Origin of the sequence: Sphingomonas aurea, from assembly GCF_030678875.1 — a bacterium.
Classification (GTDB): domain Bacteria; phylum Pseudomonadota; class Alphaproteobacteria; order Sphingomonadales; family Sphingomonadaceae; genus Sphingomonas; species Sphingomonas aurea.
This window is the reverse complement of record NZ_JAUUDS010000009.1, coordinates 1-17,886: the sequence shown is the minus strand read 5'-3', so window position 1 is coordinate 17,886 and position 17,886 is coordinate 1. Positions and strand designations below refer to the sequence as shown.

General features: G+C 69.6%; 15 protein-coding genes. 5 read left to right on the top strand and 10 right to left on the bottom strand.

Annotated elements, in window-relative coordinates; genetic code table 11:
• Positions 1-41 precede the first annotated feature (41 nt).
• The 4 genes from Q5H91_RS14270 to Q5H91_RS14255 all read left to right on the top strand — a co-directional run bounded on the left by Q5H91_RS14270 (position 42) and on the right by Q5H91_RS14255 (position 3,601).
• Entirely contained in the window at positions 42-707 is a 666-nt protein-coding gene (locus tag Q5H91_RS14270) for a pyrimidine 5'-nucleotidase (protein ID WP_305174113.1), read from the top strand.
• A complete protein-coding gene (gene dapD, locus Q5H91_RS14265; RefSeq protein WP_305174112.1) occupies positions 704-1,540 on the top strand; it encodes a 2,3,4,5-tetrahydropyridine-2,6-dicarboxylate N-succinyltransferase in 837 nt (278 codons plus the stop codon). The genes Q5H91_RS14270 and dapD overlap by 4 nt, the downstream gene beginning before the upstream one ends.
• A 421-nt stretch (positions 1,541-1,961) precedes the next feature.
• Complete coding sequence (glpX, locus tag Q5H91_RS14260; protein ID WP_305174111.1) at positions 1,962-2,927, top strand: class II fructose-bisphosphatase; 966 nt, start codon at positions 1,962-1,964, stop codon at positions 2,925-2,927.
• Positions 2,924-3,601 carry a CPBP family intramembrane glutamic endopeptidase gene (locus tag Q5H91_RS14255; protein WP_305174110.1) on the top strand — a complete coding sequence of 226 codons (678 nt, stop codon included), beginning with the start codon at positions 2,924-2,926 and terminating at the stop codon, positions 3,599-3,601. The genes glpX and Q5H91_RS14255 overlap by 4 nt, the downstream gene beginning before the upstream one ends.
• Here the strand turns inward: Q5H91_RS14255 and Q5H91_RS14250 are convergent.
• From Q5H91_RS14250 to Q5H91_RS14205, 10 genes are all read right to left on the bottom strand, one after another.
• Positions 3,591-4,160: an MAPEG family protein gene (locus tag Q5H91_RS14250; protein WP_305174109.1), complete on the bottom strand. Its 570-nt coding sequence runs from the start codon at positions 4,158-4,160 to the stop codon at positions 3,591-3,593. The genes Q5H91_RS14255 and Q5H91_RS14250 overlap by 11 nt on opposite strands.
• Positions 4,106-4,867, bottom strand: coding sequence for an ABC transporter permease (locus tag Q5H91_RS14245; RefSeq protein ID WP_305174108.1), 762 nt, complete (start codon positions 4,865-4,867; stop codon positions 4,106-4,108). The genes Q5H91_RS14250 and Q5H91_RS14245 overlap by 55 nt, the downstream gene beginning before the upstream one ends.
• A 142-nt stretch (positions 4,868-5,009) precedes the next feature.
• Complete coding sequence (locus tag Q5H91_RS14240) at positions 5,010-5,954, bottom strand: ABC transporter ATP-binding protein (RefSeq protein WP_305174107.1); 945 nt, start codon at positions 5,952-5,954, stop codon at positions 5,010-5,012.
• On the bottom strand, positions 5,951-6,652 hold the full coding sequence (locus tag Q5H91_RS14235; RefSeq protein ID WP_305174105.1) for a DsbA family protein: 702 nt from the start codon (positions 6,650-6,652) through the stop codon (positions 5,951-5,953). The genes Q5H91_RS14240 and Q5H91_RS14235 overlap by 4 nt, the downstream gene beginning before the upstream one ends.
• Entirely contained in the window at positions 6,649-8,013 is a 1,365-nt protein-coding gene (locus Q5H91_RS14230; RefSeq protein WP_305174104.1) for a M48 family metalloprotease, read from the bottom strand. The genes Q5H91_RS14235 and Q5H91_RS14230 overlap by 4 nt, the downstream gene beginning before the upstream one ends.
• Positions 8,014-8,128: 115 nt before the next feature.
• Complete coding sequence (locus Q5H91_RS14225) at positions 8,129-8,923, bottom strand: thymidylate synthase (RefSeq protein ID WP_305174103.1); 795 nt, start codon at positions 8,921-8,923, stop codon at positions 8,129-8,131.
• Between the two features lie 4 nt (positions 8,924-8,927).
• Positions 8,928-9,770 (bottom strand): class I SAM-dependent methyltransferase, encoded by an 843-nt coding sequence (locus Q5H91_RS14220; protein ID WP_305174102.1) that lies wholly within the window; start codon positions 9,768-9,770, stop codon positions 8,928-8,930.
• Positions 9,771-9,774: 4 nt separating this feature from the next.
• Positions 9,775-10,902: a peptide chain release factor 2 gene (prfB, locus tag Q5H91_RS14215; protein WP_305174209.1), complete on the bottom strand. Its 1,128-nt coding sequence runs from the start codon at positions 10,900-10,902 to the stop codon at positions 9,775-9,777.
• Positions 10,903-11,014: 112 nt separating this feature from the next.
• Positions 11,015-13,516, bottom strand: a complete 2,502-nt coding sequence (locus Q5H91_RS14210; RefSeq protein ID WP_305174101.1) for a penicillin-binding protein 1A — start codon at positions 13,514-13,516, stop codon at positions 11,015-11,017.
• Positions 13,517-13,647: 131 nt separating this feature from the next.
• Entirely contained in the window at positions 13,648-14,889 is a 1,242-nt protein-coding gene (locus tag Q5H91_RS14205; RefSeq protein ID WP_370655271.1) for an N-acetylmuramoyl-L-alanine amidase family protein, read from the bottom strand.
• A 515-nt stretch (positions 14,890-15,404) separates the two neighbouring features.
• Here Q5H91_RS14205 and Q5H91_RS14200 point away from each other — a divergent pair.
• The coding region (locus Q5H91_RS14200) for an Rne/Rng family ribonuclease (RefSeq protein WP_305174098.1) at positions 15,405-17,886 on the top strand (2,482 nt) is incomplete at its 3' end.

Here is a 17,886-nt window from a genome sequence, read left to right as displayed (position 1 = left end):
GCATTGCGGCGACTGGGTGGCTTGCCTACAGGCCATCGCCGATGATCGCGCGTCTTGCCCATGTCCGCACCTGGATCTTCGATCTCGACAATACGCTGTATCCGGCGAGCGCCAACCTGTTCGCGCGAATCGACGCGCGGATGACGACGTTCATCGCCGAACTGCTGGACGTGGATGCGGTCGAGGCACACCGGGTGCAGAAGGCCTATTTCATGGGGCATGGCACGACCCTTGCCGGGCTCATGGCAGAGCATGAGGTCGATCCGCACCGGTTCCTCGATTATGTCCACGACATCGAGATGGACGTGCTGGAGCAGGACGCACCGCTCGCCGCCGCGCTCGCCCGGCTGCCGGGGCGCAAGCTGGTCTTCACCAACGGCGACAGGCCCTATGCGCTGAAGGTGCTCGACCGGCTGGGCCTGGGCGGCAGTTTCGAGGCGGTGCACGACATCCATGCGATGGATCTGGTGCCCAAGCCTCATCCCGCCGCCTATGCGGGGCTGTGCCAGGCCTTCGCCATCGATCCGGCCACCGCACTGTTCGTCGAGGACATGGCGCGCAACCTGCAACCCGCCAAGGCGATCGGCATGACCACCGTGTGGGTCGACAACGGGTCCGAGCAGGCGCCTGACACGGCCCGCGATTACGTCGATTTCCATGTCCACGCGCTGGTGCCGTGGCTCGAATCCATCCTGGAGACATCATGACCGACCTGTCCACGATCATCGACGCCGCATGGGAGGATCGCGCGAGCCTGGGCTTCGAGACCGGCGGCGAGGTGCGCGATGCGGTCGAGCGCGCACTGGCGCTGCTCGACGCGGGCGAGGCGCGGGTGGCGGAACCGGCCCCTGATTCCGATGGGGATGCAGGCGGCTGGCGGGTCAACCAGTGGCTGAAGAAGGCGGTGCTGCTGTCGTTCCGGCTGAACGACAATGTCGTGATGGGCGGCGACGGCACGCTGCCGGGGTTCGACAAGGTGCCGTCCAAGTTCGCCGGCTGGAGCGAGGAGGCGTTCCGCGCCGCGGGCTTCCGCGCGGTGCCGGGCAGCGTCGTGCGACGCGGAGCGTTCATCGGCAAGGGCGCGATCCTGATGCCGAGCTTCGTCAACATCGGCGCGCATGTCGGCGAGGGGACGATGGTCGATACCTGGGCGACGGTGGGATCGTGCGCGCAGATCGGCAAGAACGTCCATCTGTCGGGCGGGGCCGGGATCGGCGGCGTGCTGGAGCCGCTGCAGGCCGATCCGGTCATCATCGGCGACGGCGCCTTCATCGGCGCGCGCGCGGAAGTGGCGGAGGGCGTTCGCGTCGGCGAGGGCGCGGTGCTGTCGATGGGCGTGTATCTGGGCGCGTCGACCAAGATCATCGACCGCGAGACGGGCGAGGTGTTCAAGGGCGAGGTGCCGCCGTACGCGGTCGTCGTGCCGGGATCGACCGGGGGTGGCGAGGGGAAGCCGGCGCTGTACTGCGCGGTGATCGTCAAGCGGGTGGACGCACAGACGCGGTCGAAGACCAGCATCAACGAATTGCTGCGGGATTGAGTTGGGAGAGGGGGCAGCTGATTGGCTGCCTCTCCCGTCATTCCCGCGCAGGCGGGAATCCATAGATGCTGACCTTTCGGCTCCTTCTCGAAGGTAGCGCGTCTGGATCCCCGCCTGCGCGGGGATGACGGCCGAGGGGCGGCTTCTGCTCAGATCCTCCCCCGGCGGGGGAGGGGGACCGCGCGCGCAGCGCGTGGTGGAGGGGTGTCGCCATTCGCGAGCGGGGATACCGGAAGCGCTCGGCGTCAAGGCGTTGGAGGACCGGGTGTCGCCATTCGCGAGCGGGGATACCCCTCCACCACCAAGCTACGCTTGCGGCTCCCCTCCCCTTGCAGGGGAGGATCGAGTTTGGCGTCTTGCTCCTGTCATCGCACCGGCGTATCGCCCGTGTTTAACACGTTCAACGCGCCGGAGAGTCCCCATGACCACTACCGTCAGCAACATCCTCGACCGCGTCCTCGTCCTCGAGATGGTACGCGTGACCGAGGCGGCGGCGATCGCGTGCTCGACGATGGTCGGGCGTGGCGACGAGAAGGCGGCGGATGCCGCGGCGGTCGAGGCGATGCGCGCCGCGCTGAACGAGCTGGACATGGACGGCACCGTCGTGATCGGCGAGGGCGAGCGCGACGAGGCGCCGATGCTGTTCATCGGCGAGAAGGTCGGTACCGGGCAGGGCCCGGCGATCGACATTGCGCTCGACCCGCTGGAAGGCACGACGATCTGCGCCACTGCCGGACCCAACAGCCTGGCGGTGCTGGCGATCGCGGAGAAGGGCGGTCTGCTGAACGCGCCGGACGTCTATATGGACAAGATCGCGGTCGGGCCGGGCTATCCGGAGAACATCATCGACCTCGACAAGTCGCCGACCGAGAACGTCCGCGCGGTCGCCGCCGCCAAGGGGGTCGACCCGTCGGAGATCATCGCCTGCGTGCTGAACCGCCCGCGCCACGAGGCGCTGATCGCGGAGTTGCGCGCGCTCGGCTGTGGCGTGATGCTAATCGGCGACGGCGACGTCGCGGGGGTGATCGCGACGACGGACCCGGACACGACCATTGATATCTATATGGGTTCGGGCGGCGCGCCGGAGGGGGTGCTGGCCTGCGCGGCGCTGCGCTGCGTCGGCGGGCAGTTCAAGGGACGGCTGCTGTTCCGCAACGACGACGAGCGCGCGCGGGCGGCCAAGTGGGGCGTCACCGACCTCGACAAGCAGTACGACCTGACCGAGCTGGCGCGCGGCGACTGCATCTTCGCGGCGACCGGCGTGACCGACGGATCGCTGCTGGAGGGCGTGAAGCGCAAGGGCACGAAGATGACCACCGAGAGCGTGGTGATGCGCGCCTCGTCCGGCACGGTGCGCTGGGTGAAAGGCGAGCACCGGCTGGGGTGAGCGCGGGCGCGGCGCTGCTGCTGGCAGGCGCGCTGGGCGCGGCGTGGTGGTTCCTGCGCGGGGGCGGACTGCCCCTGCGGAGCGGCAACCGCTTCGTGCGGTGGATGGCAAGGGCGGCGCTCGCGTTCGTGCTGCCGGTCGGGGTGGCGCTGGCGCTGCTCGGCCGGATCGAGGCGCTGTGGGTGATGCCGGCGGAGTTCGCGGGTTTGCGCGACAGGTTGCCGATGATGGCGCCGGACAATCTGGTGTTCGGGACCGTCGCGGGCGTGGTGATCGGGCTGGCCGTGGCGGCATTTCGCGCGCGGCGGGGTGCGCGGCCGATCGGGCGGCCGGGCGCGCTGATGCCGCGGAATCGGCGCGAGCTGGGCTGGGGTGCGGCGGTCGCCCTCGTCGCGGGGGTGACGGAGGAGCCGTTCTTCCGCCTGCTGCTGCCGCTGCTGATCGCGCTTGCCACGGGCAATGCGCTGCTGGGATTCGGAGTGGCGGCGCTGATCTTCGGGGCGATGCACGCCTATCAGGGCTGGCGCGGGGTCGTCGCGACGACCCTGTTCGGCGGGGTGATGGCGGCGGTGTATCTGGTCAGCGGCGCGCTGTGGCTGGTCATGCTGCTCCACGCGCTGATCGACCTGAACGGACTGGTGGTGTGGCCGGCGTTGCGACCGGTCAGCCGATGAGCGTCCAGCCGATCGCCAGCGCCAGGGCGGCGAGCGTCGGGTAAAAGGTCAGTGCGAAGCCGAAGGCGCGGGCCGCGGCGCCTTTGGCATAGCCTAGCGCGAAGCAGAGCCGACCGACCGCGAGCAGCGCCGCGAGGATCGCGAGCAGCGTCGCGGGGCGCGGCATCGCGATGGCGAGCGCGACATGGACGGGCACGGCGAGCGCGACCTGCTCCAGCGTGTTCTGCAGGAAGGCAGAGGCGGGTGCGATCCGCGGGCTGGACGGGCCGGCGGCGCTGCCGGCGATGTCGGCGGGCGAGAGGAAGCGGAGGCGGGCGACGTTGCCGATCGCGACGGCCAGCCAGATGACCACGAACAGGTCGGTGCGGATCGCCAGCATCGCCCGCTCGGCGGGTGGCAGGGACGGACCCGGATGGAGGAGGCCGATCGCGACGGCCACCGCGGTGACCGCGAGGGCGGCGGCCATGCGGATCGCGACGCGCCGCTGCTCGGCGGGAAAGCCGCTCAGCTCTTCAGCCGCCAGCCGGTGCGGAAGATCCAGCCGATCCACGTCAGGCACAGCGCCAGGAAGATCACGGTGACGCCCAGGCTGATGCCTAAGCCGACGTCGCTCGTCCCGAAAAAGGTCCAGCGGAAGCCGTTGATGAGGTAGACTACGGGATTGAACAGGGTGATCGTCCGCCACGGCTCGGGCAGGATCGTGACCGAGTAGAAGGCGCCGCCGAGGAAGGTCATCGGCGTGACCACGAGAAGCGGGATGACCTGCAACTGCTCGAACCCGCGCGCCCAGATGCCGATCGCGAAGCCGAACAGGCAAAAGGTGGCGGCGATCAGCACCAGGTAGCCGGCGGCGGCGAAGGGGTGGGCGACCGGCAGGTCGACGAACAGGTGCGCGGTGGCGAAGATGACGAGGCCGATGATGACCGACTTGGTCGTCGCCGCGCCGACATAGCCCAGCACCGTCTCCAAAGGCGACAGCGGCGCGGACAGCAGCTCGTAGATCGTGCCGGTGAATTTGGGCATGTAGATGCCGAGCGACGCGTTCAGGATCGATTCCGAGAAGATGGCGAGCAACATCAGCCCCGGCACGATGAACGCGCCATAGGGGACGCCGGATACCTGGCTCATCTGGCTGCCGATCGCGGTGCCGAATACGACGAAATACAGCGAGGTGGTGATGACCGGGACCAGCAGGCTGGTCCAGACGGTGCGGCCGAAGCGCGCCATCTCGAAGCGGTAGATCGCCCAGATGCCGTGAAGGTTCATGGCCTGTATCCTCCCCGCTTGCGGGGAGGGGGACCGCGGCGCGCAGCGGCGTGGTGGAGGGGGCGTGCGGCAGGCGAGGCGCTCGTGGCGATCCCCCTCCACCATGCTTCGCATGGTCCCCCTCCCCGTGCCGGGGAAGATTTCATTGTTTCTCCCCCACTAGGTCGACGAAGATGTCCTCGAGGCTCGATTTCGACGTCTCCAGGTCCTTGAAGGCGATGCCCAGCTCCTGCACGCGGCGCAGGAAGGAGGGGATGCCGGTGCGCTCCCCAGTCGCGTCGAAGACGTAGCGGAGCGTGTGGCCGTCATGCTCGAGCGTTGGTTTCCACTCGGCGAGTTCGGCGGGCACCGCGGCCAGTGGCTCGACCAGCGCCAGGTCCAGCTCGCGCTTGCCGAGCTTCTTCATCAGCGCGGCCTTCTCGTCGACCAGCAGCAGCTTGCCCTTGGCGATCACCCCGACGCGGTCGGCCATTTCCTCGGCCTCCTCGATATAATGGGTGGTCAGGATGATCGTCACGCCGCGCTCACGCAGCGACAGGACCAGCTTCCACATGTCCCGGCGCAGCGCCACGTCGACCCCGGCGGAGGGTTCGTCGAGGAACAGGATCTCGGGCTCGTGCGCCAGCGCCTTGGCGATCAGCACGCGACGCTTCATGCCGCCGGACAGCTCCATGATCCGCGCGTGGCGCTTGTCCCATAGCGCCAGGTCGCGGAGCAGTTGCTCGATATAGGCGGAATGACCCGAGCGGCCGAACAGCCGGCGCGAGAAGGTGACGGTGGCGAGCACGCTCTCGAAAGCGTCGGTCGACAGCTCCTGCGGGACGAGGCCGATGCGACGGCGCGCCTGCTTGTAATCGGCCAGCGCGTCGTGGCCGTCGACGGTGATCGTGCCGGCCGAGGGGGTAACGATGCCGCAGATGATCGAGATGAGGGTCGTCTTGCCGGCCCCGTTGGGGCCGAGCAGCGCGAAGATCTCGCCGCGGCGGATGTCGAGGTCGACGGGCTGGAGCGCGGTGACCTCACCCTGCTTGCCGCGGGCGGCATAAGTCTTGGCGACGCCCGCCAGCGAGAGGATCGCGTCGGTCATGACGGCCGCGCCTCGGCGATGGCGCGCTCCAGCTCCTCGATCGGCAGCGCGCCCGACAGGACACGGTCGCCGACCACCCAGCTGGGGGTGCCGGAGACGCCGAGCTTGGCGGCGACCTCCATGTTGCGGGCGATCTCCGCATCGATGCGGGGGGCGAGTGCCGGCAGGGCGGCGGTGTCGATGCCGGCGGTGCGGGCGGCGGCGGCGATGCTGTCGTCGGAGACGCGGCCGGCGGCGTAGAGTGCGTCGTGGAAGGCGTTGAACTTGCCCTGCGCGGCGGCGGCGAGGCTGATCCGCGCGGCGCTGCGGCTCGACTCCGCCAGGATCGGCAGCTCGCGGAAGACGACCTTCAGCTTGGGGTCGCGCTCGATCAGTTGGCGGATCATCGGCAGGCTGGCGCGGCAATAACCGCAATTATAGTCGTAATATTCGACCAGCGTGACGTCTCCCCGCGGATTGCCGGCCCAGGCGCTGCCGAAGGGGGTGACGATCGCGGCGCGGTTGGCGGCGACGACGCTGCCCGCCTCCTTCTGCTGGAGGCGCTGCATCGCCTCCGGAATCACCTCGGGATGGGTAAGGAGATAGGTGCGGACGTCGCCGCTCCCGGCGCCGCGCGTATCGGCATAGGCGAGCATCGCGCCCGCGCCGATCGCCCCGCCGAGCAGTGCCGCCGCGGCGGGAACCAGCCATGATCTCATCGGCGCTTCTTCTTCTTCCGGTCGGCCGCCGCCGCGTCGCCGGCGGTCATCGCGATGTCCTGCGCACGGATCCAGTCGGCGGTGTTGGCGGGGATGTTGGCCATGGCATATTGTGCGGAGATGACGGCGGTGCGCGCGTCGCCGGTCATCTGCGCGCGCTCCGCCGTCGCCAGCGCGGCGCGGGCAGTGTCGCCGCTCTGCTCGTACGCGGTGCCGAGCTGCATCCACGCCCAGGGATTGTCGTCGTCGCGCTGGGTGGCGACGCGCAGCACGCGGATCGCCTCGGGCACGTTCGCTTTGTCCTCGGTCGCGATCAGTGCGTGGCCGAAGGTGGTGGCGATCAGCGGGTTGGAGCGCGAGCCCTCGGTCGCCGCGCGCAAGGGGACGAGCGCCGCCTTAGGTTCGCCGGATTCAAGCAGGATCTGACCCTTCATCTCGAGGAAATAGGGGTCGTCGGGCTTGGCCGCCACCAGCGCGTCGGTTTCCGCCGCAGCTTTCTCCGGATAGCCGGCCTTGTGATAGGCATAGGCGCGGGCATAGTGGGCGTAGATCGACTGGTTGCTGGGCGGGAAGTCGGCCAGCGTCTTCTCGGGCGGGGCGACATAGCCCTCCAGCTTGGCCTTCACCCGGCGGAACCGCTCCTCCATCGCCGGGTCGGAGGGCTTGGACCAGGTCGGCGCGCCCTGCATCGTGTCGGTCAGGTTGGCGATCCGCTCGCCCGAGACGGGGTGGTCGAGCATGAAGCCGACCTTGCGGGTGATGCCGTAGCGATATTCGAGCTGCTGCATCTTCTTGAAGAATGACAGATAGCCCTTGCCGCTGACCCCGGCGTCGTTGAGGAAGCGCGCGCCGGCGGCGTCGGCGGCGGTTTCCTGCGCGCGCGAGAAGGCGAGGTAGCTGCCCTGCGCGGCCTGTTGGCCGGCGGCGATCATGCCCATGCCCGCCTCCGCTCCACCGACCGCCATCGCCGCGACCCCGGCCAGGAGCGAGAGCAGGCTGATCCCCATCGGTCCGCGCGCGGCACGGTCGGCCAGCGCGACATGGCCGCCGACGATATGGCCGATCTCGTGCGCGATCACGCCCTGCACCTCGTTGGCGCTGTCGGCCGCCTGGATGGTGCCCGAATGGACATAGACGATCTGGCCGCCGGCGACGAAGGCGTTGACCGAGTCGTCGTTGACCAGCACCACCTTCACGTCGCGGGGGTCGAGCCCGGCGGCCTTGACCAGCGGGGTGGTCATTTCCTGGAACAGCGCCTCCGTCTCGGCATCACGCAGGATCGACTGCGCGGCGGCGGGCTGCGTCGACAGCAGCAGCGCAGCGGCAAGCGCAACGGCCAGGCGGGCGACGGGACGCTTCATGGGGGCTGCTATCCGCTAAAAGGCCGGTGGGATCAACGGCGGTGGCGGAGGAGGGGTGAACCGGCGGTGAAGCGCGCCTTGCTCCCTTTCCCGTCAGGGGAGGGGCTTGAACAGCCTAGACCGCGACCGGCGCCTTGATGTGCGGCTGGGGGGCATAGTCGTGGAGGACGAAATCCTCCAGCGCGTAGCCGTCGATCGCGTCCGGGCGGCGGACGATCTCCAGCCGGGGCAGGGGGCCGGGCTGGCGGACCAGCTGGGTGCGGGCCTGCTCCAGATGGTTGGTGTAGAGGTGGCAGTCGCCGCCGGTCCAGATGAAGTCGCCGACATCCAGATCGCACTGCTGTGCGATCATGTGGGTGAGGAGCGCGTAGCTGGCGATGTTGAACGGTACCCCAAGGAAGATGTCGGCCGAGCGCTGGTAGAGCTGGAGCGACAGCCGGCCGTTCGCGACATGGGTCTGGAACAGGCAGTGGCAGGGCGACAGCGCCATGGCATGCAGCTCTCCAGGGTTCCAGGCGGTGACGATCTGGCGACGCGAGGCGGGATCACGGCGGATCGTGTCGATCAGCTGGGCGATCTGGTCGATATGGCGGCCATCGGCGGCGACCCAGTCGCGCCACTGCTTGCCATAGACGGGGCCGAGATCGCCCTGTTCGTCGGCCCACTCGTCCCAGATGCTGACGCGCTGCTCCTGCAACCAGCGGACATTGGTGTCGCCGCGCAGGAACCAGAGCAGTTCGACGATGATCGAGCGCAGGTGCAGCTTCTTGGTGGTCAGGACCGGGAAGCCCTGCGCCAGGTCGAAGCGCATCTGGTGGCCGAAGACCGACAGGGTGCCGGTGCCGGTGCGGTCGTCCTGCCGGGCGCCGTTCGCCAGCACATGGTCCATCAGGTCGAGATACTGGCGCATCGGATCAGCCGAGCCGGCAGGGCTTGATCGCAGCCGGTTCGGGGCGGGGCCCCTCGGCACGGAAGGTGGCGAGATAACCGCCGGCGGACGGCATCGGCTGCATCGACACCTGGCGATAGCCGACCGCGGCGAACTCGCAGCGGAGCAGCGCAGGCGGGGTGCCATGGTCCTGGGTGCGACGGTTGGCGTCGACGACGACGACGAGGCCATCGGGCTTCAGCGAGGGGCGCAGCCGCCAGAGGAACTCATAGGGCTGGGCGATCTCGTGATACATATGGACCATCAGCACGCGGTCGAAGCTGTCGTCGGGCAGCTTGGGATCGGCCGGCTCGCCCAGGCGGACGCTGACATTCTCCAGCCGCTCACGCGAGACGCGCTCGGCAAGCTGGTCGCGGACGGCGGGGACGACGTCCTCGGCGAGCACGCGGCCCTCCTTGCCGACACGGGCGGCAAGGCGGATCGTGTAGTAACCCTCGCCCGCGCCGATATCGGCGATGGTCATGCCCGGGCGGATCGCCGCCCCGTCCATCACCGACTTCGCCTCGCGCAGGCGGTCGCGCGCGTCCTCGTTCGACCAGCGCGACGAGACGATCCGGGCGACCGGGCGGTCGGCGGCGGGAAAGGGGCCGGGCTTGTCGGGCTCGTGCTTGATGAGCGGCTTGGTACCGTCGCAGGCGGCGAGGGTCAGGGTGAGGGCGAGGAGGGTGGGGACGAGCCACCTTCCGTCATTCCCGCGCAGGCGGGAATCCAGACACGCAAGCGTTCGCGATGGAGGCGAGAGGTCAGCGCGTCTGGATCCCCGCCTGCGCGGGGATGACGACGAAAGGAAGGCTGCGCGGTCCCGCATCGGATTAATCGACATCCTCCACCGCCACCGCCTCACCGGTCACGCGCTGCGACAGGGCGGCGGCCATGAAGGGATCGAGCTCGCCGTCGAGCACGTCGCCGGGCGCGGTCGAGGTGACGCCGGTGCGCAGGTCCTTCACCAGCTGGTACGGCTGGAGGACGTAGCTGCGGATCTGGTGGCCCCAGCCGATGTCGGTCTTCGACGCGTTCTCGGCATTCGCCGCCTGCTCGCGGATGGCGAGTTCGCGCTCGTAGAGACGCGCGCGGAGCTGGTTGTACGCCTCTGCCTTGTTCTTGTGCTGCGAGCGCTGGTTCTGGCACTGCACGACGATGCCGGTCGGAATGTGGGTGATACGCACCGCCGAATCGGTGGTGTTGATGTGCTGACCGCCGGCGCCGGACGCGCGGTAGGTGTCGATGCGCAGGTCGCTCTCGTTATACTCGACCTCGATATTGTCGTCGACGACCGGGTAGACCCACACGCTGGCGAACGAGGTGTGGCGCCGCGCTGCCGAGTCGTACGGGCTGATGCGGACCAGCCGGTGCACGCCCGACTCGGTCTTCGCATAGCCATAGGCGTTCTCGCCCTTCAGCAGCAGCGTCGCCGACTTGATGCCCGCCTGCTCGCCCGAATGCTGGTCGACCAGCTCGACCTTCAGCCCGTGGCGCTCGGCCCAGCGGGTGTACATGCGGCTGAGCATGCCTGCCCAGTCCTGGCTCTCGGTACCGCCGGCGCCGGCGTTCACCTCGATATAGGTGTCGTTGCCGTCGGCCTCGCCGGCGAGCAGCGCCTTGACCTTGTCGCGGTCGGCGCGGGCGGCGAGTTCGGCCAGGCTGGCGACACCCTCGTCGGCCAGTTCGGCATCGCCCTCGGCATCGGCCAGCTCGATCAGCTCGACCGTGCCGTTCAGCTCGCTCTCGATCGCACGGGTGGCGGTGATCGCCTCGTCCAGGCGGCGACGCTCGCGCATCACCTCCTGCGCGGCCTTGGGATCGTTCCACAGTTCCTGATCCTCGACGCGCGCGTTCAACTCGTCCAGGCGGCGCAGCGCGCGGTCCCAGTCGAGGAAGCGGCGCAGGAGCGCCAGCGCGTCGTTGATGGTGTCGACATGGGCCTGCGCTTCGGCGCGCATCGTACTTCTCCAAAACTCGTCCGTCATGCCAGCGCCGCTGGCATCTCTCGCCGCAGATTCCGTCCTCGCGGCACGAGATCCCGGCCTTCGCCGGAATGACGATATAGGGCGGCTAGTAGATTCCGCCTTCCCTTTGCAAGAATTCGCTGTCCCGCGGTGCAGCGGGAGCGGCGGTCGCGGCGGTGGTCGGCCCGGTCGCGGGGCCGGCATGGCGGGCGGCGCGGCGCGGTTCGGTCTCGGGCTTGAACGCTTCCCAGATCACCGCGGGCTTGGGATCGCTGTCGTCGGGGAAGGTGCCGAAGACAGGCTTGCCGCTCATCCGGTCGATCCGCACCATGCGGATGCCGGCGGGTGCGCGGAAGGGGAGCTTGTCGAGCCCCTCATACGCCTTGACCGCGAACTGCTTGAAGATCGGCGCCGCCACGGTGCCGCCCTCCGCCGCGCCCAACCGGCGGGGATTGTCGTAGCCGATATAGAGGCCGCCGATGAACTGCGGCGTGCCGCCGATGAACCAGACGTCGGTCGGGCCGGTGGTGGTGCCGGTCTTGCCGAACATCGGCCGGTCGAGGTCGCGCAGCACGGTGGCGGTGCCGCGCTGGATCACGCCCTCGGTGATGTGGACCATCTGATAGGCCGACTGCGCGTCGATCGCCTGGCGCATCCGCACCGGCGGGCGCGGCATCGGGCCGCCGTTCCAGGCCGGGGCGTTGCAGCCGTCGCAGGGGCGCCAGTTCTCCGGCCAGATCACCTTGCCGTGGCGGTCCTGGACGAAATCGACCAGGCTGCCCTCGTTCAGGCCGCGGCCCTGGTTGGCGAGCATCGCATAGGCATTGACCATGCGCGCCACCGTCGTCTCGCCGGCGCCGAGCGCGATGGCGAGATAGGGGGAATAGTCGCCCACCCCCATCCGCTTCATCGTGTCGACGACGCGCGGCATGCCGATCTGCGCGGCGGTGCGCACCGTCATCAGGTTGCGCGACTGCTCGATCCCCCAGCGCATCGTGCGCGGGCCGGCGGAGCGCATATTGGCGAAGTTGCGAAAGCATTTCTGCCCCAGCCGCGCGCCCTGATAGACGCAGAACGGGCCGTCGACGATGATCGAGGCGGGCGACATGCCGTTCTCCAGCGCGGCGGAATAGACGATCGGCTTGATCGTCGAGCCGGGCTGGCGCTGCGCCTGGGTGGCGCGGTTGAACGCCTGCAGCCGGCTGTCGAAGCCGCCCTGCATCGCCAGGATGCGGCCGGTCGCCGGCTCCTGCACCACGAACCCGCCCGAGATGCGCGGCACCGAGCGGAGCGACCACTGGCTGCCCGAGGGCGCGACGGCGATCACGTCGCCCGGCTCGATCGCGCCGAAGGCGGCGCTGGTGGTGCCCCGGCGCGGCATCTGGGCCAGCGCGGCGGGCAGCGTGCCGGTGCGGCCGTCGGCGAAGCCGATCGACCAACCGCTGCCCTCTCGGGCGATCGCAACGGCGGCGCGCCAGTCCTGATAGTCGATGCCGATATTGGTGTTGAGCAGCGCCTGCTGCCAGTTGCCGCCCTCGACCTGCCCGTCGATATCGAGGTGGCGGATCGGGCCGGACCAGCCGCGCCCGCCCTCGTAGCGGATCAGCCCGGCGCGCAGCGCCTCGGCGGCCAGCCGCTGGAGCCGGTCGTCGAGCGAGGTGCGGACCCATAAGCCGCCCTCGTAGACGCTGTTGGGGGTCGCCTTCGCCGTCTCGCCGAAGCGGGCGATCAGCTGGCGGCGCACCTCCTCGACGAAATAGCCGCCCGACGGATCGACGCGCGGGGTGCGGCGGAGCACGGTGCCGAGCGGCTCCGCACTCGCCTCGGCATATTGCGCCTGGGTGATGAAGTCGTTCTTCAGCATCTCGCGCAGCACATAGCCGCGGCGCTCCAGCGCGCGGTCAGCGTGGCGGACGGGATCGTAGTTCGCCGGCCCCTTGGGCAGGATCGCGAGATACGCCATCTGCGCGAGGGTCAGCTGGTTGAGTTCCTTGTCGAAATAGGCGTGGGCCGCGGCCTCCACTCCGAACGCGTTGCGGCCGAGCGCGATCTGGTTGAGGTAGAGTTCGAGGATCTGTTCCTTGGAGAGCGTATCCTCGATCTTCCAGGCGAGGATCGCCTCCTTCAGCTTGCGCGCATAGCTCGCCTCGTTGCCGACGAGCAGATTCTTGGCGACCTGCTGGGTGATCGTCGACGTGCCACGCGGGGTGTTGCCGCTGGTCAGCCCCTGCCATGCGGCGCGGACGAGGCCGGGATAGTCGAGGCCGTGATGATCGAAAAAGGTGCGGTCCTCGGCGGCGAGGAACGCCTTGACCAGGAGCGGCGGATATTCGGCGAAGGACAGCTCGACCCGGCGTTCGCGGGCGTAGGACTGGACGGGGTTGCCGTCGCCGCCGCGGACATGGGTGGGGAGCGGCGGCTCATAGGTGCGCAGCTGCTCGACCGAGGGCAGGCCGCGGATCACCAGCAGCCACAGGAGGAACACCGCCAGGGCGGCGAGCGCGACCAGCCCGACCAGCGCCTTGCCCCACCAGCGCGCCCAGACGAAGCGCGCGCCGCCGCCGATGCGGGCTGGGACGGAGGACAGGCGGGCGGCGATGGCGGTCATGGAAAGCCGGGTGCTTCTAGCAGGTTCACGGGGCAGCGCCAGCCGCCTGCGGGGGAATGACGGTGGTGGGCAGACAGGCGTGTGCGCCTGCGAACGGGGCTACCGCTTGAGGGTGGAGCGCCGCGTTTCGGTCAGCGCGCCGCCATGCGGCGGGCGAAATGGGCTTCCACCGCGCGGCGGACGCTTTCGGCGATGCGGGTGCGGCCGGTGTTCGAATCGAGGAAGGCGGCGTCGGCGGGGTTGGAGATGTAACCCGTCTCGAACAGGATCGAGGGCATGTCGGGCGCCTTCAGCACCATCAGGCTGGCCATGCGGTGGAAGTTCGCCTTCATCGGCACCAGCGGCTTGGCCTCGCGCCCCAGCAGCCGGGCGAAAGTCGCCGAGCTGTTCATCGTCTCGCGCCGGGCGAGATCGATCAGGATCGACGAGACGTCGGCGCCGGTGTCGCCCAAGTCGACGCCGGCGATCACGTCGGCCTTGTTCTCGCGCGCGGCCAGCCGTGCCGCCTCCTTGTCGGAGGCGACCTCGGACAGGGTGTAGACGCTGGCGCCGGTCGCGCCCTCGGCACCGGCGCTGTCGCAGTGGATCGAGATGAACAGGTCCGCCTTCAGCCGGCGGGCGATGCCGTAGCGCTCGCGCAGAACCAGATAGCGGTCGTCGTTGCGGGTCAGCGCCACCCGCACTCGCCCGCCGGCGAGCAGTCGGTCGCGGATCGCGCGGGCAACCTTCAGCGTCAGGTCCTTCTCGCGCAGGCCCATCGCAGTGTTGATCGCGCCGGGATCGACCCCGCCATGGCCGGCGTCGATGACGACCAGCGGCCGGCTATCGTCGCCGCGAACGCGGGGCAGGGGTGCGGCCTTGGCGGTGGCGGGGATCGGCACCGTCACGCGGTAGCGGTCGGCGGCGCCGAACGAGACGTCGAACGGGATCAGCGACAAGGGGCCGGCCATGCTCGCCTGGCGGAACGCGGCGGCGTCGGCGGGGGCGAGGCTGAGCGTCAGGGTGCGGCCGCTGCGGTCGAAGCCGCCATCGGCGACGACGGCGGGGCGCGACAGGTCGAACACCAGCCTGGTGCCGCCGGGCACCGGCTGGCGCCGCACGCCCGCGACCGGGCCGCCGACCGTCACCCGCGCATCGGCGGCGACGCCCGGCACCTCCACCGCGATGCGGCGCGGGCCGTCGAGCAGCGTGGCGCTGGCATCGGCGGCCTTGCCGTCGAAGCGGATGACGATCTGGCGCGCGCTCGCGACCACGCTGGCGACGTCGGCCGCATATAGCGGGCTGGCCGGCAGCAGGGCGAACAGGCAGGCAAGGAAGGACAGCACTGCGCCTCCATGCCGCGCCCGGCCCGCATGGGTCCAGCGGAAAGCCACCCGGTGTTGGGCGGCGTGCGCGGCGGCGCGGGTGGCAGGTGCTTCCGTCATGGTTAACACCGGGACGTACCATGAAATGGTTGACGAAATCTTACCTGCGCGGCCCGGATGCAGCAAGGCGCGCGCGTAAACGGCAACGCACCGTGGCGGCTTTGTCACACCGGTTGCGATAGGTGCGCGGGGATGCTAGCGAAGGCATGCGCCCGTGCGTCGTCGCCATTCGTGGTGGCCGCCGCCGGGATCGCCCGCCCCTCGCGATCAGCCTCCTGCTGGCGCGACGGGTCAATCCAGGTTGACGCACGCAATGACGCTTTCCCCGCTCCCGCTCCACCGCCAGGCCTCGGCCGGCGGCGTCGCGGGCGTCCGGGCGCCGCAGGGCCTTCTGCCCCGGCACGTCGTGCGCGCAGACGCGAATTTCCGCCACCCCGCGCCCGCCGTCCGGCCGGGCGCCCATTATCATCGCGCGCGAGGGCTCCTCTCGAGGATCGACCCGACGCGCGCGTGGAGACCGTTTGATGACCACGCGTATGCTGATCGACGCACGCCACCGGGAGGAAACCCGGGTCGCCGTCGTACAAGGTAACCGGATCGAGGAGTTCGACTTCGAGTCCGCCGAGCGCAAGCAGCTCAAGGGCAATATCTATCTCGCCAAGGTGACCCGCGTGGAGCCATCGCTCCAGGCGGCGTTCATCGAATATGGCGGCAACCGGCACGGCTTCCTCGCCTTCTCGGAAATCCACCCCGACTATTACCAGATCCCCAAGGAGGATCGCGACGCGCTGCTGCGTGAAGAGGCCGAGCACGCCGCCGAAGAGGCCGCGCTGCGCGCCGAGCAGGACGACGAGGACGATCACGACGAGGGTGACGATCACGACGACCAGGATCACGACGATCTGGACGCCGACGATCACGATCACAATCACGACGACGAGGACGCCGGCGACGATGTCGGGGGGGGCGACGAGACCGTCGCGCAGGCCGGGCCGCGCCGTCGCAAGCGCTCGTCGGGCAATGACGACCAAGTCGAGGCGCTGCGCCAGCGGCGCCAGAACCTGCGCCGCCGCTACAAGATTCAGGACGTCATCCGCCGCCGTCAGGTGCTGCTGGTCCAGGTCGTCAAGGAAGAGCGCGGCAACAAGGGTGCGGCGCTGACCACCTATCTGTCGCTGGCCGGCCGCTACTGCGTGCTGATGCCCAACACGTCGCATGGCGGCGGGATCAGCCGCAAGATTTCGAACGCGGGTGATCGCAAGCGGCTGAAGACGATCATGGCCGACCTGGCGCTGCCGTCTTCGATGGGCTGCATCGTCCGGACCGCGGGGCTGCAGCGCACCAAGGTCGAGATCAAGCGCGACTTCGACTATCTTGCGCGACTGTGGGACGAGATCCGCGAGAAGACGCTGACCTCTGCCGCGCCGGCGCTGATCTATGGCGACAGCGACCTGATGAAGCGGGCGATCCGCGACATCTACAACGCCAGCGTCGACGAGGTGATCGTCGAGGGCGAGGAAGGCTATCGCCACGCCAAGGACTTCATGCGGCTGCTGATGCCCAGCCACGCCAAGAAGGTGAAGCAGTACGCCGACGCCGTGCCGCTGTTCCAGCGCGCGCATGTCGAGGACCAGCTGGCGGCGATGTACAACCCGGTCGTCCAGCTGAAGTCGGGCGGTTACCTGGTCATCAACCCGACCGAGGCGCTGGTGTCGATCGACATTAACTCAGGGCGGTCGACCCGCGAGCACAATATCGAGCAGACCGCGACCGCGACCAACCTGGAAGCCGCGCAGGAGATCGCGCGCCAGCTGCGCCTGCGAGACATGGCGGGTCTGGTCGTGATCGACTTCATCGACATGGATCACTCGTCGAACGTCCGTAAGGTCGAGAAGGCGATGAAGGAGGCGCTGAAGAACGATCGCGCCCGCATCCAGGTCGGCCGCATCTCGTCGTTCGGGCTGATGGAAATGAGCCGCCAGCGGCTGCGCACCGGCGTGCTGGAGGCGTCGACCCGCGCCTGTCCGCATTGCGAGGGCACCGGGCTGGTCCGCACCGCCTCGTCGTCGGGCCTGTCGGCGCTGCGCCTGATCGAGGACGAGGCGGCGCGCGGTCGCGGCTCGCTGATTACGCTGCGCGCGTCGCAGGAAGCGGCGATCTACGTCCTCAATCGCAAGCGCGGCGACATCGCCGAGATCGAGGACCGTTACGGCGTATCGGTCGAGGTGATCCCCGACCGCGAGGAGGAGGGCGCGCGCATGTCGGTCGAGGCGAGCGGCCCGCCACCCGCCCATGCGCCGAAGATCGACGAACTCGTCATCGAGGACGAAGAGGACGATTACGTCGAGGAGATCGACGTCGAGGAAGAGGAGATCGAGGCCGAGCGCGCCGAGGCCGCGCCGCGCCGCGACGGCGGACAGGACGGGGAAGAGGGCGAGGGCGGTCGCAGCAAGCGCCGCCGCCGCCGCCGTGGTCGTCGCGGTCGCGACGGCGGCGAGCAGGGCGCGGCCGAGGCTGTGACCGAGGGTGAGGGCGAGGTCGACGGCGATGCCGAGACGGGCGACGAGCCCGCCGAGTTCGTCGGCGAGCAGCCGACCGACGAGGAAGGCGATTCGGGTCGTCGCCGCCGTCGCGGTCGCCGCGGTCGTCGCGGCGGGCGCCGCGCCGAGGGCGGGGCCGAGGCCGGTACCGATGCGGTCGAGACGACCGAGGTCGAGGAAGCGGCCGATGCCGGCGACTCGGGTCCGGTGACCGATCCGATCGCACTGGCGGTGCCGGAGGTCGAGGCGGAGCCCGCGCCTGCCGAGGCCGCGCCCAAGACGCGGCGTCGTCCGCGGGCCCGTGCCGCCGCGCCGGAGGTTGCGGCCCCCGAGCCGGTGGCTGCGGAGCCGGTAGCCGCCGAGCCGGTCGCCGAGGCGTCGGCCGCCGAGGAGGAGGCACCGGCCAAGCCGCGCCGCACCCGCCGCAAGGCGACGCCCGCCGCCGAGGCGGTGGCCGAGCCGGCAG

Excerpts from the sequence above, each read along its gene's own strand:
- Q5H91_RS14270 (WP_305174113.1), top strand. The coding sequence starts at position 42 with ATGATCGCGCGTCTTGCCCATGTCCGCACCTGGATCTTCGATCTCGAC.
- dapD (WP_305174112.1), top strand. The coding sequence starts at position 704 with ATGACCGACCTGTCCACGATCATCGACGCCGCATGGGAGGATCGCGCG.
- glpX (WP_305174111.1), top strand. The coding sequence starts at position 1,962 with ATGACCACTACCGTCAGCAACATCCTCGACCGCGTCCTCGTCCTCGAG.
- Q5H91_RS14245 (WP_305174108.1), bottom strand. The coding sequence starts at position 4,867 with ATGAACCTTCACGGCATCTGGGCGATCTACCGCTTCGAGATGGCGCGC.
- Q5H91_RS14240 (WP_305174107.1), bottom strand. The coding sequence starts at position 5,954 with ATGACCGACGCGATCCTCTCGCTGGCGGGCGTCGCCAAGACTTATGCC.
- Q5H91_RS14235 (WP_305174105.1), bottom strand. The coding sequence starts at position 6,652 with ATGAGATCATGGCTGGTTCCCGCCGCGGCGGCACTGCTCGGCGGGGCG.
- Q5H91_RS14230 (WP_305174104.1), bottom strand. The coding sequence starts at position 8,013 with ATGAAGCGTCCCGTCGCCCGCCTGGCCGTTGCGCTTGCCGCTGCGCTG.
- Q5H91_RS14225 (WP_305174103.1), bottom strand. The coding sequence starts at position 8,923 with ATGCGCCAGTATCTCGACCTGATGGACCATGTGCTGGCGAACGGCGCC.
- Q5H91_RS14220 (WP_305174102.1), bottom strand. The coding sequence starts at position 9,770 with ATGCGGGACCGCGCAGCCTTCCTTTCGTCGTCATCCCCGCGCAGGCGG.
- prfB (WP_305174209.1), bottom strand. The coding sequence starts at position 10,902 with ATGCGCGCCGAAGCGCAGGCCCATGTCGACACCATCAACGACGCGCTG.
- Q5H91_RS14210 (WP_305174101.1), bottom strand. The coding sequence starts at position 13,516 with ATGACCGCCATCGCCGCCCGCCTGTCCTCCGTCCCAGCCCGCATCGGC.